Genomic DNA, 25261 nt, shown 5'->3' with positions numbered 1-25261 from the left:
ACCGGTTGTCCGGACACCGCCGCGGGTAGACGCGGCGCCATGCGCTCCATCGTCGCGGTCGCCGTGGCCGTCGTCGTCGTGGTCGTCGTCGCGATCGGGCTGCTGCTCGTGCTCCACCAGGGCGACAGCGGGGTGGCATGGACGTATCCCGCCGACCAGCGACTCGTTCTGGCCCAGGGCGAGACCGCCGTCACGACCGCCGACGACGGCGGGAAGCTGGTCGCCCGCGCGGCGGATTCCGGCCAGCAGCGTTGGACGTTCGACCTGGGGTCCGCAGAGATCGTCACGGTGCAGGCGGTCGGGAGGACGCTGCTGGCCACGAGCGAGGACAACCTGGTCCGGGCGATCGACCTGGACAGCGGGAAGCTGCGCTGGAGCGAGCCCGCGGACGATCCCGCGTTGCCCGTCGTCGCCTCCCCCACGACCGTCGCCATCACCACCTGTCAGGGCAAGGAGTGCGCCGTCCAGGCCCGCGCGCTGGACACCGGCGAGGTGGTCTGGTCGGCACGGACCTCGTCGCGCGGCGCGTACCTCGGCGCCCCGACCACGTCGCGCCAGTTCCCCGCGCAGCTGTCCCAGCTGTGGCCCGCGCGGTACGTGATCGTCGCCGACCCCGACGAGATGAACCCGGCCTACGCGGTCCGCGCGCTGGACAGCGGCCAGACCGTCCTGCGCGACGAGATCGGCGACGAGGAGCAGGTCGTCATCGTCGGGAACCAGCTGGTGCGCGCCGGGACCGACACCGAGCGCCACACCCCGCTCGTCGCCACCGACCTCGACACGCAAAGGACCGCCTGGCAGCTCCCGCAGCCCGCGTCCGCGGCGATCGGCACCGAGGACCCGCCCTACACGATCGCCATCGTCGACGGCAGCATCGTCCTGTTCCCCCGTTTCTCGCTCATGCCGCGCGGCAAGATCGCCCGCGACGGACGCCTCCAGACCGTCGATCCGGCCACCGGCCGCGTCCGCACGACCGACGTCGGCTTCCCGGGTGCGACGGCGATCCTCATCGAGGACGCCGTCGGGCCGGTCACCGAGCGGTCGGCCGGCCGCGCCCCGGCCGCACGCGTTCCCGTCATGCTGGCCTACCAGGACGACAAGCCGACGCTCGTCTCCGGCGACCTGCGCGAGACCGACTTCGACAGCGCCTCGGTCGTCACCACGTCGACGCGCGTCGCCTACCTCGAAGGCGACGACCACGCGATCGTGCGCGACCGGACCAGCGGCGACGTCGTCGGAGAGGCCCACGGCGACGACCTCGAGGTCACCGCGATCGGCGACGTCGTGGTCGCCCGCGGCGACGACACGGTGCGCGTCTTCACGCCCTAGCTCGCTGGACGACCCGTTCCAGCTCATCCAGCGCCGCCACCCGCTCGGCCAGCGGCGGATGCGTGGCCCACAGGCGCTTGATCCCCTGCGGATCCTCGACGGGCAGCAGGTGGAAGACGTCGGCGGTGGCGGCGACCCGCAGGTCGCGCCCGCGGCGCTGCTCGAGCTCGCCGTTGAGCGTCAGCAGCGTCGCGCTCAGCGTGGCTGCCGAGCCGGTCAGCGCGACGGCGCCGCGGTCGGCCAGCAGCTCGCGGTGACGGGAGACGAGCCGGGCCAGCAGCATGCTCAGCAACAGCGGCGGGACCATCCAGAACGAGAGCAGCACGACGCCCTGCTTGCCCTTGCCGCTGGCCCCGTCCCACAGGTGACGCAGGCCGGTCAGCAGCGTCGTGGTCGGGCCGGCCACCGTGGTCATGATCCAGGCGTCGCCGTTGACGATGTGGGCCAGCTCGTGGGCGACGGCGGCCTCCAACTGCTCGTCGTCCAGCGCCTCGGCCAGCGCCTGCGTGACGACGATCGTCGCACGGCGGCCGGGCACCTGGGTGGTCCAGCTCAGCGGCGGCAGGCCCTCGGGGACGCGCACCTTGGGCGGCCGCGCGTCGGCCAGCACGCACAGCCGGTCCAGGATCGTGCGCACGCGCGCCTCCTGCTCGGCGTCGTCGACGCCGTCGCCCCGGCGCTCCATCACGCCGGCGAACCAGCCGACCGCCACACAGACCACCACGAAGACCAGCAGCGCCCACGACAGGGGCCCGGCGTCGTTGCTGACCAGCCAGTAGGTGACCCAGGCCAGCGCGCCGATGACCACGGCGACCAGGAGCACCGCGCCCACGAAGGCCGACAGCATCAGCGCCTGGCGCCACCACGGCGGCGAGGGAATCGGGCGACGTGTGGTCACGATCGCCAGATTCCCCGCCGCCGGTGCCGCGCTAACAGCCGGTCGTCGGCGGGACGCCGAACCGGGGGCTCGTGGCCGCGTCGATCGTCGCCTGGTCCAGCGTGAACGGCGCCGTCGTCTTGTAGTCGTCCAGCTTCACCGACGGGTCGCCCTGGATCGTCGCCGAGCGGGTGCACTTCAGGAACGGCAGCGCGATGCTGGCGCTGCGCACGGTCACCGTCTGCAGCGTGGGCACGTGCAGCCACCACTCGCTGTTGGCGCCGGTGACGAGCACGCCCAGCCGATGCCCGGCGGGCAGCTTCCAGTCGTCGCCGTACAGGTCGAACGTGACCGCCCCGGGCGCCCGCAGCAGGTACGCGCCCCGCGAGATCAGCGTCGCCGCGCCCTCGGCGTCGATGTCGTAGACGTCGGCCACGAGGTTGGCGTTGGGCAGCGGCGTGTCGACGTCGACGGTGATCTTCGGCACGCCGGCCAGGTGCGCGTCGCCCCGCAGCGGCGGGGAGATCGTCCACACGCCCTGTCCGTTGGGCGTCCCGCCGTCGGCCGTCCCGACGTTCTGGCCGTCATCGCTGTAGGTGCCCGGGTTCAGCCCGCGCGTGACCGCGCGGGAGTCGGCCGGCGGCCAGGCCGTCTCCGAGCGCCACGTGCCGTCGCTGGACTCGACCGCGATCGGGGGATCGACGGAGCTCGCGCCGACGTCGCCCTTGAGGTGCTCGTCGTAGAAGCGCATGACCTCGTCGAACCAGCCCTCGCGCCCCATCAGCAGGCGGCCGCTCTCGTCGACGTCGTTGCCGCGGACGTGGTCCCACATGCCGAACCACGCGCGCTTGGGGCCGGCCAGGCCGTTGTACAGGTCCCAGGTGCCGTCGGGCTTGGTGTTGTTCTCCAGGAAGCCCTGCGTCAGGAACAGCGGGGTCGTCTTGCCCTTGGTCTTGGCGATCAGGTCGCGCTCGCGCCAGTAGGTCGCGTCGTGCTCGCTCTGCTGCTGGTCGAGCCAGTTGAGCACCGGGCAGCCGGGCCGCGCGGTGTCGTCCAGCGCGCCCTGGTTGTAGGCCAGCTCGTCCTGGATCGAGCCGGGCGTGCCGGCGATCGCGTCGTACAGCAGCGGCGTGGCCACCGAGTTGGTGAAGCGCACGCGGTTGGAGAACAGGTAGCGGTACATGTCGTACAGCGGCTCCTGCGAGACGACCGCCGACAGGCCCTTGGGCTGCTGCGCGATGCCCAGCAGGCCGGTGACGCCGTCGTAGGACTTGCCGTACATGCCGACCTTGCCGGTCGACCAGGGCTGCGAGGCGGCCCACTCGACCGCGTTCTTGACGTCGGCCTGCTCGCCCGGTCCACCCCAGTCCAGACAGCCCGAGCTGCCGCCGAAGCCGCGCAGGTCCACCATCACGAACGAGTAGCCGCGCTCCATCAGCTTGGCGCCCTCGATGAAGTCGTAGAAGCGCGCCGACGGTCCCGCCTCACCGGCGGGCGTGAACGGCGTGCCCTCGATCGGGCCGGCCGGGCCGGTCTGGCCCGAGTGGTTGAAGTACGGGCCGATCGACACGATCACCGGCGTCTTGGCGTCGGCCGGGAGGTTCGACGGCCGCAGCACGTCGGCGTGCAGCTTCGTCCCGTCGGGCTCGGTGATGGTGGCCTGCGACCAGGTCGAGCCGGGCGGGGGCGGATCGGCGGAGGCCAGGGCGGGCAGCGCGCACAGGGCGGTGCCGGCCGTGGCCAGGAGAGCGAGAAGGCGGCGCATGCAGCCCAGAACGCTGGGCTGCGCCAGGACTTGCGGCTATCCGACGGCGGGTCGCCGCTGGCCCTTGAGCACGCGCAGGACGCGGCGCTTGAGCTGCAGCGGGATGCGGCGCTTGAGGCCCACCGGGACGGCCTTGGCCAGCCGCACACGCAGCGGTTGGGCGCGCTGCACGGCCGCGGCGGCGGCCGGCGGCTTGCGCGTGGCCGCGGCGATCGAGGACTGCGCGACCGCCTCGGCCTCCTCGTAGAGGTCGATGTACGCCGTGCGCGCCGCCTCCAGGCGCTCGATGCTGGCCGCGTCGGCGATGCCGTCGGTCTCGGCCAGGCCGCAGACCAGCGCCCACACCTCATCGGCCTGCTCGCGCAGCGGGCCGGGGATCCGGAACGCCTCCCAGTCGGAGCTGGAGCGGCTCAGCGAGCGATCGACGAAGTCGTGCACGTCGCGCATCGAGGCGGCGCTGGCGTCGCGCACGACCGCCAGGTCCAGCACCTCGCCGACGTGGCCGACCGTCTTGGTCCAGTCGTCCAGCAGATCCCCGTAGTGGACGAAGATGCGCGGCGCGTCGCGCGTCGCGCGCTCGGTGTACAGCGTGAAGTTGACCCAGCCGGCGCAGCGCGCGGCCTCGCCCTGCCAGCCGCCGTACCAGCGCTGCTTGGAGGCGATCACGGCGGCCGGGTGGCGCAGCATCGTCACGAAGCTCGGCGTCACGCCCAGGCCCTCGGCCACGCGGCGCCACAGCGGCAGGAACCACGACAGGCGCGGGTCCTTGACGATCAGGTGGTCGTTGTCGCTGAACTGCCCCTCCAGCCACAGGCGCAGCTCGGCCTCGACCTCCTCGTCGAGCGTGACCTGTGCGGTCTGGGCCCACGCGGCGGGACGCGCGTCGGACACCTGCACGCCGGCGCGGCGCAGCAGGCGGGTGTGGAAGTCGACGACCCACTGCGACTCGGCGAACCCCTTGGGGTTCGTGTCGTCGGCCGGCACTTCGGGCTGCGGCACGTGGTAGCCCAGCCGCTGGAGCATCCCGGAGAACAGGCTGGTGCCGCTGCGGCCCGAGCCGGCGACGAAGATCAGCGAACGATCGGAGGCAGGAGTCATGTTCGCCCCGAACCCTATCGGGTCAATGGACCCGTTCCGGGCTCCTCATCGCCAGGTCTTAGACTGACCGCGATGGCCACGACCGAGCTCCCCGAAGCCGCGCCCGTGCCGTTCGCTCGCCACGTCGCGCAGCGGACCGTGGTGCTCGAAGACCTGAAGATCCTGTTCCTGCCGGTGCCCAAGTCGGCCTGCACGACGATCCTGTGGCTGCTGGCCGACATGGCCGGCATCCCGGCCGAGCGCTTCGAGAAGTCGCTGCAGCCGGAGGTCTCCCCCGCGCTCACCGTGCACGACATGAGCCTGTGGGAGCCCGAGCACCGCCTGTCCTTCTACGAGGACGAGGCGCGCGAGCGGATCCTCACCGCGGACGGCTGGCTGCGCTTCGGCATCGTCCGTGATCCCGCCTCCCGCGTGTGGTCGGCCTGGCAGTCCAAGCTGCTGCTGCGCGAGCCGCGCTTCGTCGAGCAGTTCGGCGAGGCGCCGTGGTTCCCGCGCGTCCCCCAGGAGCCCTTCGACCTGGTCGAGGACTTCCGCGCGTTCGTCGCCGCGCTGGCCACGCCCGACCCGCCCGTCGACGTGCACTGGGCCGTCCAGCACGACCTGGTGCGCCAGCTGCCGCTCAACCACGTCGGCCGCGTCGAGTCCTTCGGCGAGACGATGCAGCTGCTGCGCGACCACGTCGGCGAGGCGCGCTGGCCCGCGACCAAGCGCCGGGAGAACCGCACGCCGTTCTCGCTCCCGCCCGCGGCCTACGACGAGGCCGCCGCGGCGATCCTGGGCGACCGCTACGCCGCCGACGCCGAGGCCTTCGGCTACGAGCTGCCACCGGCGCCGGGCAGCAGCGAGGCGCAGGCCGCCTGGGAGGAGCGCGTCGCGCCGCTGCTGGGCATGGCCCGCGACGCGATCGACGAGCACGGCCGCGTCGGTGCGATGCACCGCGCCGCGCAGGAGCGCCTGGCCGTCCAGCGCCAGCAGCGCGAGGAGCGCGAGGAGCGCCAGAAGGCCAACAAGCGCGCCCAGCCCACCACGAGCCGCTCGCCGTGGCTGCCCAACGCCGAGGGCGACGAGGACTTCGACGTGACCTGGGGCTGGTCGGAGGGCGCGCTGGAGAACGGCTTCACCGCCGTGCTGCGCGTCAAGGACGAGGCCCGCTCGCTGCCCTGGACGCTGCCGCCGCTGCTGCGCGCCGTCCAGCGCATCGTCGTCGTCGACAACGGCTCCACCGACGGCACGCCCGACGTGGCCCGCGCCGTGGCCGCCGAGCACGGCGCCGAGGATCGCCTCGAGGTCCACGAGTACCCGTTCTCGGTCGCGCCCTGCGGCGCCGAGCACCTGGCCACGCCGACCGACTCGCTGCACAGCCTGGCCTACTTCTACAACTGGTCCTTCGCCCACGTGCGCACCAACTACGCGCTGAAGTGGGACGGCGACATGGTGCTGACCGACGCCGCGGTGGCCCAGCTGCGCGATCTGGCCTGGCAGGTGGAGAGCGTCGAGGCGATCATCCGCGTCCCGCGGATCCCCCTGTACCTGGCCGACGACCGCCACGCGTTCCTGGACGTGTCGGTGCGCAACGTGGAGCCGTGGGGCTGGCCCAACCGGCCCGGCTACAGCTTCGTCAAGGCGATGGAGTGGGAACTGCCGCTGTGGGGCTCCAAGGCCCGCAACGTCGTGCTCCCCAGCTGGGGCTGCGTCGAGCTCAAGCACCTCGACGCCGACGAGTTCGCGCACTGGTCCAGCACCGACTTCGACCAGACCTCGCGCACCGCGCGCAAGCGGCGCGAGTGGGAGGTCTTCCAGGCGCTGACCAACGGGGCGAAGGCCCCCGACGAGGTCGTGCGCATCGAGGCGCCCGCAGGCGTGCACGTGATCGACCACGTGCGCGACACCGTGCTGCCCCAGCAGGCCCGCGCCGGCGCCGGCCGGTAGCGGCAGCGCCGATCGGGCATCCTGACGGGATGGCCGCCGACGACCGCGACGTGCTCCGGCGCCTGTGGGAGCGCCTGCAGGCCCGCGACTGGGACGCCGTCGGCGACTGCCTGCAGCCCGACGCGACGCTCGCCTACCCGCACACGGGTGAGCGGTTCGCCGGGCGCGAGGCGATCGTCGCCATCAACCGCGAGTACCCCGACGGCTGGACGATCGAGATCGAGGCGGTGCTGGCCACCGACGAGGGCGTCGCCTCGCGCGTGCTCGTCACCCAGGACGGCGAGCGCCATCGGGCGGCGACGTTCTTCACGCTGCGCGACGGGCGCCTGGCCGACGGCACCGAGTACTGGGTCACCGAGGCGCCGGACGACGCGCCCGCGTGGCGCGCCCGGTTCGCCCCATGACCGGCCCGCGCCGTCTGCCGGCGCTGGACGGCCTGCGCGGCGTGGCCGCCGTGGCCATCGTCATCCACCACGCCTGGATGTTCAGCGCCCACGGCCTGACGCTGACCGACCGCGCGCTGGACGAGCTGCGCCTGGGCGTGACCATGTTCTTCGTCCTGTCCGGCTTCCTCGTGTTCGGCCCGTTCGTGGCCGCCGCGCTGGACGGGCGCCACCAGCCCAGCAGGCGCCGGTACGCGCTCAAGCGCGCGGCCCGGATCCTGCCCGCCTACTGGCTGGTGCTGATCGGCGCGTTCGTCCTGACCGCGGCGATCGACCACCCGATGCGCATCGACGCCGCGCAGCTGCCGCTGTTCGTCGTCTTCGCCCAGAACCAGGTCGAGGCGGTGCGCGGGCACCTCGATCCACCGCTGTGGTCGCTGGCCGTGGAGGCGAGCTTCTACGTGCTGCTGCCGATCGTGGCCATCGCCGTCGCGCGCCTGGGCCGCAACCGCCGGGCGCAGCTGCTGCTGGTGCTCGCGCTCGGCACCGCCGGCCTGGTCTGCTGCGCGCTGGGCGCCGCGCTGGACTGGCCGCGCACGGTGACCGACTCGCTCCTGACCACGCTCCCGCTGTTCGCCTGCGGCATGGCCGTCGCGGTGATCACGCACGGGCGCGCGTTCACCGCACGCGCCGGCACCCTGCTGGCCTTGGCCGGCCTGCCGCTGATCCTCGGCGGGGCGATCGTCGAGAGCGCCGCCGGGCTGGAGGCGGGCGCGCTGCGCTTCCTGGTCAGCGACTTCCCCGCGGCGGCCGGCTTCGCGTTGATCGTCGCCGCGCTGGTGGCCACGCCGCTGCGCGCCCGGCCGCTGGTCGCCGCCCCGGTGCTGTTCGCCGGCACGATCTCCTACGGCCTGTACCTGTGGCACTTCCCGGTCATCTACGGCCTGCACGCCGCGCACGCCTGGCCTGCGGGCCCGGTCCCGGCCATGGCGCTCACGCTGGCCGTGACGATCGTCCCGGCCACGATCTCCTGGTACGCGCTCGAGCAGCCGACGCTGCGCTGGGCGCACCGCCGGCGCGGCGGGGCCGCTAGCGCGCCATCAGGGACGCCGCCGCGTCCCGATTCCCCGCGCGCCGCTGCACAGCCAGGTTGACGAACAGCAGCACGATCACGAACAGCAGCAGGCCGGTGGCCACGACGTTGACCTGCGGCGGCACGCCCTGACGCGCGGCGCCGTAGACGAACAGCGGGAACGTCTCGGTCTGACCGGCGGTGAAGTTCGTGATGACGAAGTCGTCCAGGGAGATCGCGAAGGCCAGCAGCGCCGCGGCCGCGATGCCCGGGGCGATCAGGGGCAGCGTGACCAGGCGCAGCGTGCGCCACTGGTTGGCGCCCAGGTCCATCGCCGCCTCCTCGATGTGCAGGTCCAGGCCCTCCAGCCGCGCGCGCACGGTCAGCACGACGTAGCCGAGCGTGAACATCACGTGGGCGATCAGGATCGTCACGAAGCCGCGGGCGAAGCCGAGCGTCAGGAAGTAGCCCAGCAGCGCCGCGCCGAGCACCACCTCGGGGGTGGCCAGCGGCAGCAGCATCAGCCCGTCGACCGCGCTGCGACCGCGGATCTTGTGGCGGACCAGCGCGAGCGCGACGCCCACGCCGAGGATCACCGCGATCGCCGTGGCCACCGCGCCGATGATCAGCGAGTCGATCAGCGCGTCCTGCAGGCCGGGAACGATGAACGGGTCCTTCCAGTGCTTCAGCGTGAAGCCCTGCCACGTGTAGTTGAAGCGGCCCTTGTTGTCGTTGAACGAGAACAGGCCGATCACGAAGATCGGGACGAACAGGTAGATCAGCGCCACGCCGGACCACAGGCCCAGGCCCCAGTTGCGCAGGCGGTCGGCGCCGCTGATCACGCGATCGACTCCCGCAGCGTCTTGGTGCCCAGCGCGCGGGCGTAGGCGAAGATCCCCAGCAGGATCGCGGCCATCAGCACGAACGACAGCGCGGCGGCGACCGGGTAGTTGCGCACCACCAGGTACTGCGACTGGATCACGTTGCCGATCATCTGCTGCCGCGTGGAGCCGAGCAGCTGCGCGTTGATGAAGTCGCCCAGCGCCGGGATGAAGACCAGCAGCGTGCCGCTGAACACGCCCGGGAGCGAGAGCGGCAGCGTCACCCGCGCGAACGCCATCAGGCGGTTGGCGTACAGGTCGGTGGCCGCCTCGATCAGGCGCCGGTCGATCTTCTCCAGCGCCACGTACAGCGGCAGCACCATGAAGGGCAGGAAGTTGTAGGTGATGCCGGCGATCACCGCGGTCCGCGTGGCCAGCACGCGCCCGTCGTCGGCCACCAGCCCGAGGCTCTGCATCGCGTGCACGACCCAGCCGTCGTCGGTGAAGATCGTCTGCCAGGCGACGGTGCGCACCAGCGAGCTGGTGAAGAACGGCAGGATCACCAGCAGCAGCATCGCGTTGCGGTAGCGGCCCGCCTTGAAGGCCATGAAGTAGGCCAGCGGGAAGGCGATGATCAGGCACAGGACCGTCGCGGTCGCCGCGTAGCCGACGGAGCGCAGCAGCTGCTCGGAGTACTTGTCGATCGAGTCCGGATAGACCGACCAGTTCCAGTTGGGCTCGAAGCCCTTGTCGGCGTTGCCCGTCATCAGCGACACCCACAGCTGGTTGATCAGCGGGATGACGAAGAAGATGAGCAGGAAGAGGACGCCGGGGGCGAGCAGCGTGTAGGCCATGGTGCGGCGCCGCCGCTCCAGGCCGCTCACGCGCCCGCGACCTCCTGCATCCGCGCGGTCGCCTCGCGCTCGGCGGCGCCGGTCAGGTTGACCAGCGGGTAGAGCCGCTTCTGGGTCGCCTCGTCGGGGAAGATCAGCTGGTTGGCGGCCAGGCCCGGATCGATCTGCTCGGCGTACTTCTTGGCCCCGACCACCGGCGAGACGTAGTTGACGTAGGCGGCGAGCTCGGCGGCGACCTTCGGGTCGTAGTAGTAGTTCATCCACGTCTCGGCGCCGTAGGGCTGCGTCGCCTTCTGCGGGATCATCATGTTGTCGGACCAGATGCCCGCGCCCGCCTCGGGGATCAGGAACTCCAGCTGCGGGTTGTCGGACTGCAGCTGCACCACGTCGCCCGACCAGGCCACGCAGGCCCACACGTTGCCGTCGGCCAGGTCCTTGGCGTAGTCGTTGCCGGTGAAGCGGCGGATCTGCCCGTTCTGGGCGTTCTCGTCCAGCTTGTCGAGCTGCGTCATGACGTCGTCGAGCTTGGCCTCGGCGGGCTTGATGCCCTCGCCCAGCAACATCAGCGACACCGAGTCGCGCCACTCGCTCAGGAACGTCACCCGGCCCTTGAACTTCGGGTCGAACAGGTCCTGGATCCCGGTCAGCTTGCCGCCGGTCTTCTCCGGGTTGTAGCCGATGCCCGTCATGCCCGACTGCCAGGGCAGCGTGTAGTTGCGCACCGGGTCCCAGCTCGGGCTGGCCAGCGAGGGCTGCAGGTTGGCCGCGTTGGGGACGTTCGTGCGGTCGACCGGCTCCAGGTAGCCGGAGCGGATCCATCGCGCGGCCATCCAGTCGGTGAGGATCACCATGTCACGCCCGATCGCGCGACCGTCCTGGAGCTCCTGGCGGACCTTGGCGAAGAACTCCTCGTTGTCGTTGATGTCCTCGACGTACTTCAGGCCCGCGTCGTACTTGGCCTGCCAGGCCTTCGGCGTCTTCTTGTCGATGTACAGCGGCCAGTTGGAGATCGTCACCGTGCCGATGTCCCCGCGCGCGTGACGCGCGATCTCCGAGCTGGCGGCCGCCGTGGGCGCCGTGCTGGTGCGCTCCCCGGCGATGCCGCCGCACGCGCTCAGCAGCCCACCGGCGCCGGCCACGAGGCCGACCGCGCCCATGCGGCGCAGGAAGACCCGGCGCGAGTGGTCGTCGCCGTTGATCAGCCGCTCGACGACATCGGCCAGCGGCTGCTCGTCACTCCGCGACACGCTCGGCCTCCTTGTCGACGACGAAGCTGTGGTGTGGGCTCCAGGAGACGTCGACCTCGCGGCCGGCGCCGAGCGTGCTCAGGTCGCTGTCGCCGGCGTTCTGGGCGATCGCCGTCAGCTCCTGGCCGGCGGCGGTGCGCACGACGTACTGCGTCATCACGCCCAGGAAGCTGGCGTCGGTGATCGTGCCGGTCAGCACGTTGGCGTCCCCGGTCGTGCTGCCCACGGGCGCCAGGCGAAGCTTCTCCGGGCGCACGCCGACCCGCACGGCGGCGGCGTCGTGGCCGCTGACCCGGTCGGCGGGCACGCGCAGGCGGGCGCCCTCGGGCGTGATCAGCTCCACGACGTCGGAGGCCCGGGCGACGAGCTGCCCGTCGAGCAGGTTGCAGGCGCCGAGGAACTGGGCGACGAAGCTGGTCTGCGGGTGGTCGTACAGCTCGGCGGGGCTGCCCAGCTGCTCGATGCGGCCCTGGTTCATGACGGCGATCGTGTCGGCCATCGACATCGCCTCCTCCTGGTCGTGCGTGACGTGCACGAACGTGATGCCGACCTCGCGCTGGATGCGGCTGAGCTCGAGCTGCAGCTGCTTGCGCAGCTTGAGGTCCAGCGCGCCGAGCGGCTCGTCCAGCAGCAGCGCGCGCGGGCGGTTGACGATCGCGCGGGCCAGGGCGACGCGCTGCTGCTGACCGCCGGACAGCTGTGACGGCTTGCGGTTGCCGTAGCCCTGCAGCTCGACCAGCTCGAGCGCCTCGGCGACGCGCTGGCGCGCCTGCGCCTTGGGCACCCGCTTCTGCTTGAGGCCGAACGCCACGTTGCGCTCGATCGACAGGTGCGGAAACAGCGCGTAGCTCTGGAAGACCGTGTTGACGTCGCGCTTGTAGGGCGGCGCGTGCGTGACGTCCTGGCCGGCCAGCTCGATGTGCCCGTCGGTGGGGTCCTCGAAGCCGCCGATCATCCGCAGCGTCGTCGTCTTGCCGCAGCCCGAGGGGCCGAGCATCGCGAAGAAGCTGCCCTGCGGGATCTCCAGCGAGATGCCGTCGACGGCCACCGTGTCGCCGAAGCGCTTGGTGACCTCCTTGAGGGCGATATCCGGGGCGGGGTTCTCGGCCATGCGGATCCGTAGACAACACCAATTGGGGCGCGTCGGGCCAGATTTGCCGCAGTCGGTCGGTCGCTGACCGACACGATGTCGAATCCGGTTCGAGCGCGCTGGGGCGCCAAGAATGTCAGACGGAGCGCAAGCGGGCGACCAGGTGCGGCGTGATCTCGTCCACGCGCCGCACGACGGCATCGGCGAGCGCCAGCGCGTCCTCGGCCGGCGGGTAGGTCGGGTTGGGCACCGCGATCACCGCCAGGCCGGCCGCGTGGGCCGAGCGCAGGCCGTTGGAGGAGTCCTCGATCGCCGCGCAGCGGGTCGCCTCGACGCCCAGGCGGCGGGCCGCCTCGAGGTACACGTCGGGCGCCGGCTTGCCGCGCGGCACCTCCTCGGAGGAGACGTAGGCCCGGAACTGCTCGTGCAGGCCGGCCAGCTCGAGCACGAGCTCGATCAGCTCCTTGTTGGCCGACGAGGCGATGGCCAGCGGATAGGCCGCGGCCAGCTGCCGCACCGCGTCGATGGCGCCGGGCAGCAGCGGCAGGTCGTCGCGGTAGCCCTGGGCCATCGCGTCGACGACCTCGCGGCCGATGCGCTGCGGGGACTCCGGCACGCCGAGCTCGTCGTGCAGATAGGCCTCCCATTCGGGCGCGCTCATGCCCTGCATGTCGCGCGTCGCCGCGTCCGGGAAGTCCCGGCCCGCGGCCCGCACGACCGCGCGCCGCGCGTCATCCCAGCGCTCCTCGGAGTCGACCAGGACCCCGTCCATGTCGAAGACCACGGCGTCGATCACGCGCTGCAATCTAAACGGCGTGCGGTTTGACCGGCAGGAGGTGCCGCTTCGGCGTCTAAGCTCGCCCTCTATGGCTCTCGCTTCCGCCGCCCGCCGCTGCGCCGGGCCCATCCTCCTGGCACCGCTGGTCGTGCTGGCGATCGCCGCCTCCCCGGCCTCCGCTGCGTCCGTCGACATCCCCAACGTGTGTCCGAAGGGCTCCAACAACCAGCAGATCATCTCGACCGGCGGCCCGACGGCGCGCTGTGCCGAGGGCGTGCCGCTGATGAAGGCCTGGGTGGCGGCCAAGAAGCCCAAGCAGTTCCGCTCCTACGTGTGCGGTGAGGTCAAGAAGACAACCATCGGCTTCCATGCCGACAAGCGCTGGTTCGCGACGTGGCAGTGCCTGCGGGCAGGAGTCCGTGGCTACACCATCTGGACGCGCTACTAGGAGGCACCTCTGATGCTCCGTACTCCCCTCCTCGGCGCGGTCGCCGCGGGCGCGCTGCTGGCTGCTGCCGGCCCCGCGCTGGCCCAGAGCCCCGTGACCCAGACCTACACCGCGGCCCAGACGATCTTCACCGTCCCGGCGAACGTCAGCACCATCACCGTGACCGCCCAGGGCGGCGCCGGCGGCAACGCGCTGGGCGCCGGCGGCTCGGTCCTCTCGCCCGGCGGCCAGGGCGGCAACGTGACCACGACGATCCCCGTGACCGCGGGCGAGCGGCTGTGGCTGCTCGTCGGCGGCAACGGCAGCAACAGCAGCAGCTCCCAGAACTACGCCGGTGGCGGCGGTGGTGGCGCGACCGACGTGCGCACCTGCGCCCCGAGCAGCTCGCCGACGGGCTGCCCCGGTGGCGTCAGCTCGCTGCAGACGCGCCTGGTCGTGGCCGGCGGCGGCGGCGGCGGCGGCGGTTCGGCGGCCGGCGGCGCGGGCGGTTCGGCCGGGAACGCCGGCCAGGACGGCATCAGCTCGATCGGCTCCGGCGGCTCGGCGGGCACGACGAACGGCGGCGGCGCCGGGGGCACGGGCACGACCAACCCCGGCAGCCTGGGCGCCTTCCCCGGTGGCGGCGCCGGCGGCGCGGCTTCCGGCGCCAGCGGCGGCGGCAACGGCGGCTCGGGATCGGGCGGCAACGGCGGCGCCGGCGGCGGCACCAACGGCACCCTGACCGGTGGCGGCGGTGGCGGCGGCGGCTACTACGGTGGTGGCGGCGGCGCCGGCAGCGACCCGCTCGACGCGGGCGGTGGCGGCGGCGGCGGTGGCGGCGCCAGCTACTCCAGCGGCAGCAGCACGTCGATCTCGTGGAGCTCCGGCCAGCCGTCGATCACGTTGACCTACACGCCCGCGACCCCCGTGGTCGTCCTGCCCCCGCAGGTCCAGGGCGTGACGCCGAACACCGGCTCGACCGCCGGCGGCTACACCGTGACGATCACCGGCATCTACTTCGGCTCCGCGCGCCAGGTGTACTTCGGCAACGTCGTGGCGCCGCAGTTCTCGGTGGTCAACTTCAACACGATCACCGCCGTGGTGCCGGCCAGCCAGACGGCGGCGACCTACGACGTGCGCGTCGTCGGCCCCACGCTGCTCAGCCCGATCGCGGCGGCCGACAAGTTCACCTACACCGCGGCGCCGGCCCCCACACCGACGCCCACGCCTGCGCCGACCCCCACGCCGACCCCGACCCCGACGCCGACACCGACCCCGTCGACGACCATCTGCCGCGTCCCCGACGTGGTGGGCACGACGATCGGCCAGGCCCGCTCCCTGCTGCGCAGCTCACACTGCACGCTGGGCACGGTCGAGGGCTCGACGTCCGGCGGCAACCGCGTCGCCCGCCAGACGATCCCCGCCGGGACCCGCCTGGTGCCCGGCGACAAGGTCGGCCTGCGCATGAAGGCCAAGCGCGTCCGGAGGCACTGAACCACCCCCGCGGAGCGAGGTGGCTATCATGCGCGTCCGCTTGCGGCTGTAGCTCAGTTGGCTAGAGCGTCTGCTTGCCATGCAGAAGGTCGAGGGTTCGAGTCCCTTCAGCCGCTTCGTCAGAAAGCCCCGCAAATGCGGGGCTTTCTCGTTCCCGGAGAACCCCCGGTAATCGCCCCAACCGACCGGAGGGCTCGGAGTCGTCGCCGTTTGGGATGCCGCGCCAAGCGCACCTCGCTCCGCGACGGCGACCGGTCACGAGCCGCGCGAACGGTGGCGTGGCCGAGCGGGATGCAGGATCCGCGTCAGCCAGCTGGGTATCCACCAGTTCCACTTTCCGAGGATCGCGACCAATGCCGGGACGAGCGTCGTGCGCACGACGAACGCGTCGAACAGGATCCCGAACGCCAGGCCTGTGGCGATCACACGCACCGGCAGGTCCGGGCTCGTGCTGAGCGACAGGAACGACACGGCCAGGATCAGGGAGGCCGACGTCACCAGTCGACCGGTGCGGGCCAGGCCCCGCACCACCGCGCCTTCGGTGGTGCCCACCGCGTCGTACTCCTCCCGCATGCGGGCCAGCACGAACACCTCGTAGTCCATCGACAGGCCGAACAGGAACGCGAAGACGATGATCGGGATGAAGTCGCGGATCGCGCCGGTGGCCGGAACCCCGTAGATGAGGCTCGAGCCGTGCCCGTCCTGCCAGAACAGCACGAGGAACCCGTAGGAGGCGCCCAGCGAGATGATGTTCAGGACGACCGCCTTGGCCGCCAGGACGACGGAGCGCAGCGATCGGGCCAGCAGCAGGAACGTGATCAGCGCGATGATCACGAGCATCAACGGGAAGCTGCCGTAGACCGCGCTATTGAAGTCCTGTGCCTGCGCGGTGTTGCCGCCCACCTGCACCCCGCCGGGAACGTCCTTCAGCGCGGTGCGCAGGCGGTCGACGGTCGCCTTGCCCTCCGAGGTGTTGCCCTCGGCCCTGGGGACGACGCTGACCAGCGCGTCGGAGCCGATGCGCGATGACGGGCTGTCCGGCGCCAGGGTCGTGTAGACCCCCGGCGTCGCGTCGGCGATCTTGGCCACCTGGCGTGCGCCCTCGGCGCCGCCGTGAGCGAGGACCTGGATCGGGAAGACCACCGCGTTCGGCACGCCGTCCTGGCTCAGTCCCTTCAGGGCCCGGGCGGCCGCCGTCGAGCCCGGATAGGCGCCGACGCTGGGCTGGCCGGTGTTCATCGACAGCGCCGGGATGGCGAGGGCGAGCAGGACGGCCAGGCCGGCCGCGCCGGCGATCCAGCGCCGGCGCACGATCAGCTTCCCCCAGCGCTCCCAGCCGCGGCTGAACGTGGCCGAGCCGCGCCGGATCCGATGGCGGTCTAGCGCCGGCCCCCACGCGGCCAGCGTCACCGGCAGGAGCGTGATCGCCGCCAGCAGCGCGACGACCGGGATCAGCATGCCGCCGTAGCCGACGCTGCGCAGGAACGGCACCGGCAGGACGATGAGCGACAGCAGACCGATGGCCACGGTGATGCCCGACAGCACCACCGCCCGGCCCGCGCTGGCCAACGCGGCGGCGATCGCGTCCTCGTTGTCGAGTCCGCTCTCGCGTTCCTCGCGCCAGCGGGTGACGATCAGCAGGGAGTAGTCGACGGCGACGCCGAGCCCGATCAGGGCGACCAGGTACTCGAGCAAGAAGCTGATGTCGGTCAGGTGCGTCAGGCCGCCGACGAGCAGGAAGGTGATGAGGATCGACGGGATCGCCATCAGCAGCGGCAGGATGGCCAGTGCGGACCCGTAGACGACGGCCAGGATGATGATCGCCCCGGCCATGCCGATCAGCGTCTCCACCAGCACACTCGGGCCGCTCCCGGCGCCACCGGTCTGCAACTGCTCCACGCCGGTGACGCTCACCGTCGCGCCCGCTGGCGCCACGGCCTTCGTCACCTGCGGGATGCGGTCCATCACGCCGCTGCCCAACGGGATGTCCGGGTTGGGCATGTTCACCAACGCCCATGTCGACCGCCCATCAGCGGAGATGAGCTTCGGGTTGGCGGTGTTGGCGTAATCGGCGACCGCGACATGCCCGGCGCGCGGGATCGCCCCGAACACCTTGGCGGCCGTCGCTCGACCGGCCGCGTCATGCATCGTCTGCCCGGCGGGAAGGTGCAGCACGACGATCGTCGGCTGCTCGTTGCCGGAGATGCCGAAGCGCTGCTGGATGTCGGTGTTGGTGTCGTAGCCCGGGTTGCCGGGCGTCGCGAAGGAGTGGGTCAGGCGCGACGTGGCGGACGACACCGTCAGCGCGCCGGCCAGCGCCAGGACGACCCAGGCGAGGACGACGAGCCGGCGATGGGCCAACACGAAGCGGGAGATCGAGGTCATGTCGGCGACGCTACGAACGGCGGGCCGTGCGCACATCGGCCCGCAGGACGCACTTGTGCTCCGCCGTGAGGAGGAGCGCGCGGGGGCTCAGCGGCGCCCGGGGACCACGATGCCGCCCTCGTAGGCGAGCACCACGAGCTGCACGCGATCGCGCGCGCCGAGCTTGGTCAGGATCCGCGAGACATGGGACTTCGTGGTCAACGGGCTGACCACGAGCTCCTCGGAGATCTCGGCGTTGCTCAGGCCCCCCGCCACGAGCGTCAGCACCTCGCGCTCGCGCTCGGTCAGGTCGCCGATCGCCTCGGGCACGGACGCGGGCGTGGCCACCTGGGCCACGTAGGCCTCGATCAGCCGCCGGGTGGCCGTCGGCGCCAGCAGCGACTCGCCAGCGGCCACGACGCGCACCGCCGTGATCAGCTCGTGGGGCTCCATGCCCTTGAGCAGGAACCCGCTCGCGCCGCTGCGGATCGCGCCGAAGACGTACTCGTCCAGGTCGAAGGTGGTGAGCACCAGGACCCGAGTCTCGCCCAGGCCCGGAGTGGCGATCACGCGGCGGGTCGCCTCCAGCCCGTCCAGGCCCGGCATGCGCACGTCCATCAGGACGACGTCCGGCCGCGTTCGAACGGCCAGCTCGACCGCCTCCGCGCCGTCGGTGGCCTCCCCCACCACCTCGATGTCGTCCTCGGCCGACAGCAGCGACCCGAAGCCGGCGCGCACCAGCGCTTGGTCGTCGGCCAGCAGCACACGGATGGGCGCCATCACTCACTCTCCGGAACGCGCGGCAGACGCGCCGCAACCAGCCAGCCGCCGCCGGCGCGCGGGCCCGCCTGACATTGACCGCCCAGCGCACGGGCGCGCTCGGCCATCCCGCGCAGCCCCTGCCCCCAGCCATCCCCGGCGCCGTTGGGCTGCTCGCCGTCGTCGCTGACGTCGATGCGCAGCGTCTCGTCGTCGAGCGACACGCGCACGTCGGCGGCCGTGGCCTGGGCGTGGCGCACCACGTTGGTGAGGCTTTCCTGCACGATCCGGTAGCCGGCGTGCTGGATGGCGGGCGCCAGATCCGCGGCCGCCCCGGACTGCTCGAGGCGCACGTCCAGGCCGGCGGCGCGCGCGCGCTTGACCAGCGGCTCGATGTCCTGCAGCGTGCGGGTCGACGGACGCAGCGGCGCGCCGCCCGGATCGCGCAGCCGACCGAGCGTGCTGCGCAGGTCGCTCAGCGCGTCGGCCGACGCGTGCTTGATGTCCTCCAGCGCGGCGAGCGCGTCGCCGGGCCGGCGATCGTGCAGGTGCGCCGCGACGCCCGCGCGGGTGTTGATGGCCACCAGCGCGTGCGCGATCGAGTCGTGCAGTTCGTGGGCCAGGCGCAGGCGCTCGCCGTCGACCAGCTGCCGCGTGGCGGCGTCGCGCTCCTGCCGCTCACGCGCCCGCGTGGCGTCCACCGCGGTGCGCCGCGACCGCAGGGCATCGCCCAGCGCGACCGCGGCCAGCACCAGCAGCGAGTTGATGACGATCTCCGTCGCCAGGCCGTCCTCGCCGGCGGCGTTGACTGCGACGATGCCCGCCACGACGGGCGCCATCGCCACCGCGAGCACAAGCGACCGGCGGCGGTCGCCGTAGTAGGCGACCGCGGACACGGTCACCACCCCGATGCCCACTGCGGCCCGCGGGGTGTCCAGCGTGGCCAGCGAGACGACGATCAGAGCCAGCTCGACGATAAGGACGACGACCGGGGCGCGGCTCAGCCACAGGAGCGGCGCGCCGATCGCCAGCGCCAGCGCGACGCTACCCGCACCGATCGCGGCGTCACCGCGCACGGCGACCTCGCCCAGCACCGCCGCTACCGCGGCCACGGCCAACCCGGTGTCCAACGGGGTCGGGGTCGGCAGGCGCAAGCCGAGCATCCCAGCGAGGCTACGCGTCGGGAGCATCGCCGTCATCGTCCTCGAGAAGGAACCGGGCCTCCGCCGCGGGATGGAGCGGTCCACGTCAACCACCCGGAAGCGCGCGCTCCTGGGATTCTGCAACGGGCAGGCCGTCGAGAAGATCACGAACGAACTCGCCGGCGATGGACGCGTCGCAGGTATTCAGTTGTTCCACTTCAGGCTGCGCACGGACTTCGTTGCGCGCCACAGCCTCAATCGCAGGGCGACCGCCATAGCGCGGGTCATGACGCCGACCTCAAGGCGCTCGCGATGCGTCCTGATGGGTCGCCCTCCATTCGAGGTCAGATCAAAGGCTCCGTGAAACCCAGCCTGGCTCAGGTTGCTCAGAGCTCCAGAACCTTCGCGATGTCGTCCGCCGCGTGCGTGAGCGCGCCGAGATGGTCCAGGAGGCGCCGCGATCTCGGCGCGGGGACCAGGAGGGCGAGGCACCACTGCACGACGGTGCGCTGCCCCCGCACCGGTACCGCAAGCGCGTCGGCCCCCTGCTCGCCTCCGTTGCTCGTCGTGGCGTAACCACGCTGACGGATCTCGGCTCCGCCGCCGCCGTCGCGTCCGGCGAACGCGCGCAGCACTCGGCCGGAGGCCGTGTCCTCCAACCGGTGACGGGCGCCGATCACCTGTCGGACACGGACGAGATGGGTCGTGGCCACGACCTGCTCCTCGATCACGGTCATGCCCGAGCGGTGGGCCTGCAGCACCACCGTCTCCCCGGTCTGTCTCGCGACGCCGTCCATCGCGCGTCTCGCGGCGTCCCACATCAGGGGCTCGGCGACCTGGGCCAGCTCGATCAGCGCCGGCCCCGCCACGTAGCGTTCACCGGCCTTGATCACGAACCGGCGGCGGTGCAGGGCGTCGAGCATCTCCTGCGCGCCACGCCAACGCAGATGCGCCGGCGACGCGACGTCGACCACGGAGACCGGACCATCCTCGACGACGCGCATCAGCACATCGAGCAGCACGCTCGTGGACTTCGAGCGGTCCACCCCGTGCTCGATCAGCGCGCGCCGGCGGCCTGCTCGGCGTGCTGGAGGCGCGCGGCCCCGAGCGTGTTGGCGAGGAGCATGGCGATCGTCATCGGCCCCACACCGCCCGGGACCGGCGTGATCCGTCCCGCGATGCCCGCGACCGCCTCGAACGCGACATCGCCGCACAGCCCGGTGGAGGTGCGGTGGATGCCGACGTCGATGACCGTCGCCCCCGGCTTGACGTGGTCGGCGCCGATGAGCCCGCGCACGCCGGCGGCGACCACGAGGATGTCCGCGCGGCGACATGCCCGGGCAAGGTCGATCGTGCCCTTGTGGCAGCTGGTGACCGTGGCGTCGTGCTCGAGCAGCATGTGCGCCTGCGGGCGGCCAACCAGGTCAGACCGGCCGACGACGACGGCCTCCGCGCCGCGGACCTCGACCCCGTAGGCATCCAGGAGCTCCATCACGCCGCTGGGGGTGCACGGCCGCAGGCCTGGCTGGCCCAGGGCCAGACGGCCGGCGCTCTCGGACGTCAGCCCGTCGACGTCCTTGTCGGGGTCGATGAGCGCGATCATGCGGCGCGCGTCGAGGTGATCTGGCAACGGCAGCTGCAGCAGGATGCCGGTGACATCCGGGTCATGGTTGAGCTGATCGATCTCATCGGCCAACCGCGCTTCGGAGACGTTCCCCGAAAACCGGCGATGCAGGTCGCGCATCCCGACCTCCACGCAGAGCTGGCGCTTGCGCGCGACGTAGATCTCGGACGCGGGATCGTCGCCGACCAGGATCGTGGCCAAGCCGGGCGGGTGGGCCATCTCACCGATCTGCGCGCGCACCTCGGAGCGAATCCGATCGGCCACCGCCACGCCATCGATGATCTGCGCCGGCATCAGTGACCACCGGCCGAGTCGGCGTGGACGAGCACGTGGTTGGGTCCCGCGGCCGGCCGTCGCAGGCTCGTCAAGCGAGCAACTGCCTGGCTTCGCGCGCGGCGCGCTGACCCGAGGTCACCGCGCCCTCCATGAAGTCGGTCGCGCCGGTCTCCGCACCGGCGAACACGATGCGACCGATGGGACGCCGCAGTGTTGCCCCGACGGTGCTCAGCGTTCCCGTCGGCACCTGGCCGCCGCAGCCGCGTGACCAGGGGTCGCCCTCCCAGTTGCTGACATAGAACTCCTTCGGCTGGCGGGCCTTGGGACCGAAGTACCGCTCCAGCACGTCGAGCGTCAACGCGCGCGTGGCCTCTTCGCTGGAGAGGTCCCGGCCGTAGCGCGCGAGCGTCGGCCCGCTGCCGAAGAACAGCGCGCACAGAACGCCCTCGTCGCCCTCGCTGGGCGACAGGTCCAGCGCCAGCGGCAGCGGCGTCAGCCCTGACGCAACCCCGGCCAGTCCGTCCTCTCGCCACCACGGCGTGTCGTAGATCGCGAAGATCTTGGCCCCGTGGCCGGCCTGCCAGCGTGCCTGGAGCCGATCGCGGTCGGCCGGGAGCGCGGGCTCGAAGTCGATCTTGCCCGCCTGTCCCGGCTCCATGGCCACGATCACCGCCCCGCACTGCACCGATCCGCGATCGGTGCGGACGGTGATGCGTTCGTCGTCACGCAGGATCGTGCGGACCGGCGCCTGCAGGTGCACGCGCTGGCCGAGCTCCCCGGCCAGCGCCGCGACGATGGCCGAGCTGCCCTGCACGAACCGTCCGGTCCAGACCGCCCCGTGCGCCTCCCAGCCGCCGTAGCAGGCCAGAAACCACGCGAGGTAGAACATCGACGTTTCGTACGGGTCGCCGAAGCTCCCGATCTCCGCCTCGAACGCTGCCCGGGCCGCCGGGTTGACCAGGTTCGCGTCCAGCCAGTCTCCGATGGACACGCGATCCAGCTCGACTGCATCGGGCGCGGTCCACGGCTCGTCGGCCGGGATGCGGGCCGCCAGCGCGTCGACGGCCGCGACCGCCGCGCCGAACGCCTCCTGCGCTTGCGGGTCGGAGGCCAGCGGCCAGTCCTCGACGAACCGCTGTCCGTCGAAGATGCGCACGAACCTGCCCATGTTCTCGAGGTCGGCGAACGGCGGCATCGGCTCCACGTCGATGCCGTACTCCGCCGCGAGCGCCCACAGGCCCGCCTGCGCCTCGCCGGTGAACTCCCCGCCCATCATCAGCGTGCGGCCGTTGGGGCGCACGAGCTCGTAGACGCGACCCCCGACGCGGTCTCGGGCCTCGACGACGACGACGTCCTCGACGCCGGCCCGCACCAGGTCACGGGCCGCGGTCAGGCCTGACAGCCCGGCCCCGATGACGACGACGTCGGCGCGCGCCGGCAGCGCACGTGTGGTCGTCATCGCGACGCCGCCAGACGCGGGTCGACCGGCAGCGTCGACAGGTCGATGCGCGACCGGTTCTCCTTGTAGGGCGTGGCCTGCACCGTCGCGCGGATCTCGAGCTGTGCCGTGCCCGGGTTGCCCCACACCACGGTCACCTCCGTCCCGGGCACGTTGTGCGCGACGTCCAGCACGCACAACGAGATCATCTCGCGGAAGTAGGCGCTGTAGCCCCGTGAGCTGGTGATCCCGACGACCTCGCCGTCCTTGACGACCTTGTCGGTGTACATGAAGCCGCGCGGCTCCTGGGGCATCTCCATGAAGTCGGGGAGCGTGCCGCCCGAGCGGAAGAACGAGCCGAACAGGTCGATCACGTCCTCGGAGTTCCACACGAGCGTGGCCAGCGTCCGCCGCGGGGCCTCCACCTCGGCCACGAGCGCTTCGCGCCCGATGAACTCGTGGTCGAACTTGATGTTGCGACCCCAGCCCAGCTCGACCGGGCTGCGGTACCAGTCACGGATGTCGTCGGACTCGTAGCTGCCGGCGATGCGTCCCCAGTACTGCAGGAAGAGGTCGTCAGCGGCCAGGAGCTCCTCGAGGTAGGCGACCTCGGGCCCACTGAACATCGCTGGCATGTAGTCCAGCGTGTGTGTCGGATAGCTGGCCTCGAGATGGTTGACCATCCCGACGCGGCCGCCCATCTGCTTGATGTCGTACTCCTGCCCGACTTCCAGGATCGCGTTGTAGACCTCAGCACCGTGCTCGCGGGCGACCTGCAACTCGAAGCCGAGCTCGCCGGTCATGCCCTGGCGCAGCGCGATGACCTCGTGCCCCGCGATGGTGACCGTCCGAAAGCGCATGAACTTCAGGTCGCGCAGGCTCTCGCCCACGACACGCTCCATCAGATGGACCGAGTTGGGCCCCTGCACGTGGTAGATCGCCAGGTCCAGGTGCTCGGGCTCGTCGACGTCGTAGGCGCCCTGACGCCGCGCGTAGTCGGCCCAGTGCGTGCTGTAGGCGACCACCTCCTCTTCGCCGAACCGGCTGAGGATGCCCTCCTCGATCAGCTTGCCGTCGGCGTTGCACTGCACGATGTGCTTGGACTGGCCGATGGCGAAGTTCTCCATCGTGTTCACCGACACATCGGAGAAGAGCTTCAGCACCTCCGGTCCGCGATAGCGCATCGCGGGCAGGAAGGACCAGTCGCCGATGTAGCAGCTCTCCTTCCAGGAGAGCTGCTCCTCGACCCAGTTGGTGTACTCCGGCGCGCCCCACGCCCCGGCCTGATGCACGAGCAGTGGACGGCGTAGCGCCGCGACGGAGAGATCGAGCGTCGACATGGCTAGCCCGCCGCTCCCCACTCGGGCTTCATCTGATCGACGTTGGGCTTCGTGATCACCAGCGGCTTGTCGATGTCATAGGCGTTGACACCGGCGGGCGTCGGCGTCTTGCCGTTCACCGCCTCGACGGCGGCGGCGCCGGCCAGCTGCCCCATCTGCAGCGGCCATGAGCCGATCGTGCCGAAGAGCGTGCCGTCCTTGACGCCCTCGACACCGCTGCGGCTGGCGCCGTTGCCCAGCAGCTTGATCGAGTCCAGCTTGCCGGCCTGCTTGAGGACCGGCACCACGGCCAGCGCGCCGAAGTCCGCGGCGGCGACGACGACGTCGAGATCCGGATGCGCGCTGAGCGCATCCGCCAGCGACTTGGACAGCACGGACGGGTCGTACTGCGTCGCGATGCGCTGCACGACCTTGACCCCCGGGACCTTGGCCACCTCATCGGCGGCGTCGTTGGTCAGCGGGTCGTTGGCCGTCGCGACCTCGCTCACCACCTCGCATGGATCGATCCCGGCACAGGCCTCCTTGACGAGATCGGCGATCGCCTTCGAGTTGGTCGAGGGCTGCGTGACGATCGACTTGACGTTGCCGGGCACCGTGGGATCGACCGCGTCGATGTCCTTGCCGATCGGGAACTCGAGGTTGATCACCGGCACACCGGCGGCGTCCGCCGCGGTGGCGCACGGAACGGCGGTCGCCGGCGTCACCGGAGCGATGACGATTGCGCTGTAGCGCCCGCTGGTGACGGCGTCCTGGCACTGCTGCGTCTGCTTGGAAGGATCGAACTGGGCGTTGAACGTCGTGACGCCCCCACCCCCGGGGCCGACCTTCTCCTTCATGCCATCGACCATCGCCGTCTGGTAGTCGGCGATCGTGTACGCGAGGTAGGCGATCTTCGCCGGCTTATCGCTCGAGGTGGTGCCGGAGGACGCCGTGCCCGCCGTGGTGGCGGTCGAGCCTGAGCCCGAGCTGCCGCAACCGGTGGCGAGCAGCACCCCGGGCACCAGCGCCGCTGCACAGAGGGCGTGGCGCGCCACCTGTCCTGCACGCAACCGATGCAACATGACTCCCCATTCGTTCGTTTATCGACCGACATCGTTCGAATCCGTACGTTCGTGCAGGACCCTAGCAAGGACTGGAACGACCGTCCAGGTTCA

General features: G+C 71.6%; 23 protein-coding genes and 1 tRNA gene. 7 read left to right on the top strand and 17 right to left on the bottom strand.

The annotated features are described in order from the left end of the window. The first annotated feature begins 39 nt into the window (after window positions 1–39). Complete coding sequence (locus ACZ5UI_RS04700; RefSeq protein WP_464194732.1) at window positions 40–1329, top strand: outer membrane protein assembly factor BamB family protein; 1290 nt, start codon at window positions 40–42, stop codon at window positions 1327–1329. Here ACZ5UI_RS04700 and ACZ5UI_RS04695 read toward each other — a convergent pair. Genes ACZ5UI_RS04695 through ACZ5UI_RS04685 form a run of 3 tightly spaced genes read right to left on the bottom strand, consistent with a single transcriptional unit; the run spans window position 1319 to window position 5069 of the window. Next, window positions 1319–2227: a M48 family metallopeptidase gene (locus ACZ5UI_RS04695; RefSeq protein ID WP_464194730.1), complete on the bottom strand. Its 909-nt coding sequence runs from the start codon at window positions 2225–2227 to the stop codon at window positions 1319–1321. The genes ACZ5UI_RS04700 and ACZ5UI_RS04695 overlap by 11 nt on opposite strands. Before the next feature lie 31 nt (window positions 2228–2258). Continuing rightward, complete coding sequence (locus tag ACZ5UI_RS04690) at window positions 2259–3971, bottom strand: CocE/NonD family hydrolase (protein WP_464194728.1); 1713 nt, start codon at window positions 3969–3971, stop codon at window positions 2259–2261. A 36-nt stretch (window positions 3972–4007) separates the two neighbouring features. Further along, entirely contained in the window at window positions 4008–5069 is a 1062-nt protein-coding gene (locus ACZ5UI_RS04685) for a sulfotransferase family protein (protein WP_464194726.1), read from the bottom strand. A 72-nt stretch (window positions 5070–5141) separates the two neighbouring features. Between ACZ5UI_RS04685 and ACZ5UI_RS04680 the strand changes: the two genes are divergently transcribed. From ACZ5UI_RS04680 to ACZ5UI_RS04670, 3 genes are read left to right on the top strand one after another with little or no spacing between them, the layout of a single operon-like run. Further along, entirely contained in the window at window positions 5142–6998 is a 1857-nt protein-coding gene (locus tag ACZ5UI_RS04680) for a sulfotransferase family 2 domain-containing protein (protein ID WP_464194724.1), read from the top strand. A 29-nt stretch (window positions 6999–7027) separates the two neighbouring features. Next, a complete protein-coding gene (locus ACZ5UI_RS04675) occupies window positions 7028–7402 on the top strand; it encodes a nuclear transport factor 2 family protein (protein WP_464194722.1) in 375 nt (124 codons plus the stop codon). Further along, window positions 7399–8535, top strand: a complete 1137-nt coding sequence (locus ACZ5UI_RS04670) for an acyltransferase family protein (protein WP_464194720.1) — start codon at window positions 7399–7401, stop codon at window positions 8533–8535. The genes ACZ5UI_RS04675 and ACZ5UI_RS04670 overlap by 4 nt, the downstream gene beginning before the upstream one ends. Here ACZ5UI_RS04670 and ACZ5UI_RS04665 read toward each other — a convergent pair. The 5 genes from ACZ5UI_RS04665 to ACZ5UI_RS04645 all read right to left on the bottom strand — a co-directional run bounded on the left by ACZ5UI_RS04665 (window position 8471) and on the right by ACZ5UI_RS04645 (window position 13261). Continuing rightward, the gene (locus tag ACZ5UI_RS04665) at window positions 8471–9295 is read right to left on the bottom strand and encodes an ABC transporter permease (protein WP_464194718.1); all 825 of its coding nucleotides are present in this window, start codon (window positions 9293–9295) and stop codon (window positions 8471–8473) included. The genes ACZ5UI_RS04670 and ACZ5UI_RS04665 overlap by 65 nt on opposite strands. After that, window positions 9292–10158 carry an ABC transporter permease gene (locus ACZ5UI_RS04660; protein ID WP_464194716.1) on the bottom strand — a complete coding sequence of 289 codons (867 nt, stop codon included), beginning with the start codon at window positions 10156–10158 and terminating at the stop codon, window positions 9292–9294. The genes ACZ5UI_RS04665 and ACZ5UI_RS04660 overlap by 4 nt, the downstream gene beginning before the upstream one ends. Further along, the gene (locus tag ACZ5UI_RS04655; RefSeq protein ID WP_464194714.1) at window positions 10155–11375 is read right to left on the bottom strand and encodes a polyamine ABC transporter substrate-binding protein; all 1221 of its coding nucleotides are present in this window, start codon (window positions 11373–11375) and stop codon (window positions 10155–10157) included. Before ACZ5UI_RS04655 ends, ACZ5UI_RS04660 begins: the two co-directional genes overlap by 4 nt. Next, window positions 11362–12486: an ABC transporter ATP-binding protein gene (locus ACZ5UI_RS04650; protein WP_464194712.1), complete on the bottom strand. Its 1125-nt coding sequence runs from the start codon at window positions 12484–12486 to the stop codon at window positions 11362–11364. Before ACZ5UI_RS04650 ends, ACZ5UI_RS04655 begins: the two co-directional genes overlap by 14 nt. 115 nt (window positions 12487–12601) lie before the next feature. Next, the gene (locus tag ACZ5UI_RS04645; protein WP_464194710.1) at window positions 12602–13261 is read right to left on the bottom strand and encodes an HAD family hydrolase; all 660 of its coding nucleotides are present in this window, start codon (window positions 13259–13261) and stop codon (window positions 12602–12604) included. A 70-nt stretch (window positions 13262–13331) separates the two neighbouring features. On the opposite strand from ACZ5UI_RS04645, the gene ACZ5UI_RS04640 reads away from it, so the two are divergent. The 3 genes from ACZ5UI_RS04640 (at window position 13332) to ACZ5UI_RS04630 (ending at window position 15280) form a co-directional block, all read left to right on the top strand. After that, on the top strand, window positions 13332–13691 hold the full coding sequence (locus ACZ5UI_RS04640) for a hypothetical protein (protein ID WP_464194708.1): 360 nt from the start codon (window positions 13332–13334) through the stop codon (window positions 13689–13691). A 12-nt stretch (window positions 13692–13703) separates the two neighbouring features. Continuing rightward, the gene (locus ACZ5UI_RS04635; protein WP_464194706.1) at window positions 13704–15164 is read left to right on the top strand and encodes a PASTA domain-containing protein; all 1461 of its coding nucleotides are present in this window, start codon (window positions 13704–13706) and stop codon (window positions 15162–15164) included. A 42-nt stretch (window positions 15165–15206) separates the two neighbouring features. Next, window positions 15207–15280 (top strand) — tRNA-Gly (locus ACZ5UI_RS04630). Between the two features lie 139 nt (window positions 15281–15419). Here ACZ5UI_RS04630 and ACZ5UI_RS04625 read toward each other — a convergent pair. From ACZ5UI_RS04625 to ACZ5UI_RS04585, 9 genes are all read right to left on the bottom strand, one after another. Then, window positions 15420–17549 carry an MMPL family transporter gene (locus tag ACZ5UI_RS04625; protein WP_464194704.1) on the bottom strand — a complete coding sequence of 710 codons (2130 nt, stop codon included), beginning with the start codon at window positions 17547–17549 and terminating at the stop codon, window positions 15420–15422. 87 nt (window positions 17550–17636) lie between these two features. Then, complete coding sequence (locus ACZ5UI_RS04620; RefSeq protein WP_464194702.1) at window positions 17637–18308, bottom strand: response regulator; 672 nt, start codon at window positions 18306–18308, stop codon at window positions 17637–17639. After that, the gene (locus ACZ5UI_RS04615; protein ID WP_464194700.1) at window positions 18308–19450 is read right to left on the bottom strand and encodes a sensor histidine kinase; all 1143 of its coding nucleotides are present in this window, start codon (window positions 19448–19450) and stop codon (window positions 18308–18310) included. The genes ACZ5UI_RS04620 and ACZ5UI_RS04615 overlap by 1 nt, the downstream gene beginning before the upstream one ends. A gap of 85 nt (window positions 19451–19535) precedes the next feature. After that, a complete protein-coding gene (locus tag ACZ5UI_RS04610) occupies window positions 19536–19679 on the bottom strand; it encodes a hypothetical protein (protein WP_464194698.1) in 144 nt (47 codons plus the stop codon). A gap of 136 nt (window positions 19680–19815) precedes the next feature. Next, entirely contained in the window at window positions 19816–20475 is a 660-nt protein-coding gene (locus tag ACZ5UI_RS04605; RefSeq protein ID WP_464194696.1) for an IclR family transcriptional regulator domain-containing protein, read from the bottom strand. 11 nt (window positions 20476–20486) lie between these two features. Next, a complete protein-coding gene (gene folD / locus ACZ5UI_RS04600; RefSeq protein ID WP_464194694.1) occupies window positions 20487–21347 on the bottom strand; it encodes a bifunctional methylenetetrahydrofolate dehydrogenase/methenyltetrahydrofolate cyclohydrolase FolD in 861 nt (286 codons plus the stop codon). Between the two features lie 70 nt (window positions 21348–21417). Further along, window positions 21418–22788 (bottom strand): flavin monoamine oxidase family protein, encoded by a 1371-nt coding sequence (locus tag ACZ5UI_RS04595; RefSeq protein WP_464194692.1) that lies wholly within the window; start codon window positions 22786–22788, stop codon window positions 21418–21420. After that, complete coding sequence (locus tag ACZ5UI_RS04590) at window positions 22785–24107, bottom strand: aminomethyltransferase family protein (RefSeq protein WP_464194690.1); 1323 nt, start codon at window positions 24105–24107, stop codon at window positions 22785–22787. The genes ACZ5UI_RS04595 and ACZ5UI_RS04590 overlap by 4 nt, the downstream gene beginning before the upstream one ends. 2 nt (window positions 24108–24109) lie before the next feature. Next, window positions 24110–25141, bottom strand: coding sequence for a sugar ABC transporter substrate-binding protein (locus ACZ5UI_RS04585; RefSeq protein ID WP_464194688.1), 1032 nt, complete (start codon window positions 25139–25141; stop codon window positions 24110–24112). Window positions 25142–25261 lie beyond the last annotated feature (120 nt).

It is taken from the genome of Conexibacter sp. JCM 18997, from assembly GCF_055391915.1.
This window is presented reverse-complemented; position numbering and strand designations above follow the sequence as displayed.

What these genes read in the sequence shown, in the direction of transcription:
- ACZ5UI_RS04690 (WP_464194728.1), bottom strand. Translation starts at nt 3,971, where the DNA reads ATGCGCCGCCTTCTCGCTCTCCTGGCCACGGCCGGCACCGCCCTGTGC.
- ACZ5UI_RS04595 (WP_464194692.1), bottom strand. Translation starts at nt 22,788, where the DNA reads ATGACGACCACACGTGCGCTGCCGGCGCGCGCCGACGTCGTCGTCATC.
- ACZ5UI_RS04675 (WP_464194722.1), top strand. Translation starts at nt 7,028, where the DNA reads ATGGCCGCCGACGACCGCGACGTGCTCCGGCGCCTGTGGGAGCGCCTG.
- ACZ5UI_RS04700 (WP_464194732.1), top strand. Translation starts at nt 40, where the DNA reads ATGCGCTCCATCGTCGCGGTCGCCGTGGCCGTCGTCGTCGTGGTCGTC.
- ACZ5UI_RS04635 (WP_464194706.1), top strand. Translation starts at nt 13,704, where the DNA reads ATGCTCCGTACTCCCCTCCTCGGCGCGGTCGCCGCGGGCGCGCTGCTG.
- ACZ5UI_RS04680 (WP_464194724.1), top strand. Translation starts at nt 5,142, where the DNA reads ATGGCCACGACCGAGCTCCCCGAAGCCGCGCCCGTGCCGTTCGCTCGC.
- ACZ5UI_RS04620 (WP_464194702.1), bottom strand. Translation starts at nt 18,308, where the DNA reads ATGGCGCCCATCCGTGTGCTGCTGGCCGACGACCAAGCGCTGGTGCGC.
- ACZ5UI_RS04670 (WP_464194720.1), top strand. Translation starts at nt 7,399, where the DNA reads ATGACCGGCCCGCGCCGTCTGCCGGCGCTGGACGGCCTGCGCGGCGTG.
- ACZ5UI_RS04590 (WP_464194690.1), bottom strand. Translation starts at nt 24,107, where the DNA reads ATGTCGACGCTCGATCTCTCCGTCGCGGCGCTACGCCGTCCACTGCTC.
- ACZ5UI_RS04640 (WP_464194708.1), top strand. Translation starts at nt 13,332, where the DNA reads ATGGCTCTCGCTTCCGCCGCCCGCCGCTGCGCCGGGCCCATCCTCCTG.
- ACZ5UI_RS04685 (WP_464194726.1), bottom strand. Translation starts at nt 5,069, where the DNA reads ATGACTCCTGCCTCCGATCGTTCGCTGATCTTCGTCGCCGGCTCGGGC.
- folD (WP_464194694.1), bottom strand. Translation starts at nt 21,347, where the DNA reads ATGCCGGCGCAGATCATCGATGGCGTGGCGGTGGCCGATCGGATTCGC.
- ACZ5UI_RS04650 (WP_464194712.1), bottom strand. Translation starts at nt 12,486, where the DNA reads ATGGCCGAGAACCCCGCCCCGGATATCGCCCTCAAGGAGGTCACCAAG.
- ACZ5UI_RS04625 (WP_464194704.1), bottom strand. Translation starts at nt 17,549, where the DNA reads ATGACCTCGATCTCCCGCTTCGTGTTGGCCCATCGCCGGCTCGTCGTC.
- ACZ5UI_RS04615 (WP_464194700.1), bottom strand. Translation starts at nt 19,450, where the DNA reads ATGCTCGGCTTGCGCCTGCCGACCCCGACCCCGTTGGACACCGGGTTG.